Source organism: Rhizobium sp. 18055, from assembly GCF_902706285.1.
Classification (GTDB): Bacteria; Pseudomonadota; Alphaproteobacteria; order Rhizobiales; family Rhizobiaceae; genus Rhizobium.
On the sequence record NZ_CACSKD010000315.1, the window covers coordinates 1 to 433 of the forward strand.

Genomic DNA, 433 nt, shown 5'->3' on the forward strand with positions numbered 1-433 from the left:
GGTCATGGACCGATGCGGCCGGCAGCATCTTGCGGCCGCTCAGCAGTTCGGCCACGGTTTCCACGCTGTAGAGCCGGACGTGCTGCAGGCGCAGCGCGCAGATCTGGCGCTCGCGCGCCTCGTCCGGCGGCGTGCGGGTGTCGAGCACCACACCGGCCCATGGCGCATCGGCCCCCGGACGGGCCCCGGGCGAGGATGCCGTGAATTCCGCCCAGGGCCGCAGTGCGATGTGGCGCAATCCCGCTCCGGCGGGGGTGCCGAGCAGTTCCCGCAGGCGCGAGGGGACGGAGGCGTCCAGGCAGGCGAGGCGCAGCGCGTGCAACCGGCGCTGCCGCCAGTGCCCCGCGAGGAACCAGGCCGCCGACAGCAGGTAGGAAAGCAGGACGGCGCCGCGCGAATACGGACGCTGCAGCAGCGCGAAGCCCAGTGGCGT

Annotated in this window: 1 protein-coding gene; it reads right to left on the reverse strand. The window is 73.7% G+C overall.

The genetic code is table 11. From position 1 onward, the window contains the following. A partial coding sequence (locus tag GVL52_RS29300) for a hypothetical protein (RefSeq protein WP_200848018.1) occupies nucleotides 1-433 on the reverse strand: 433 nt, incomplete at both ends.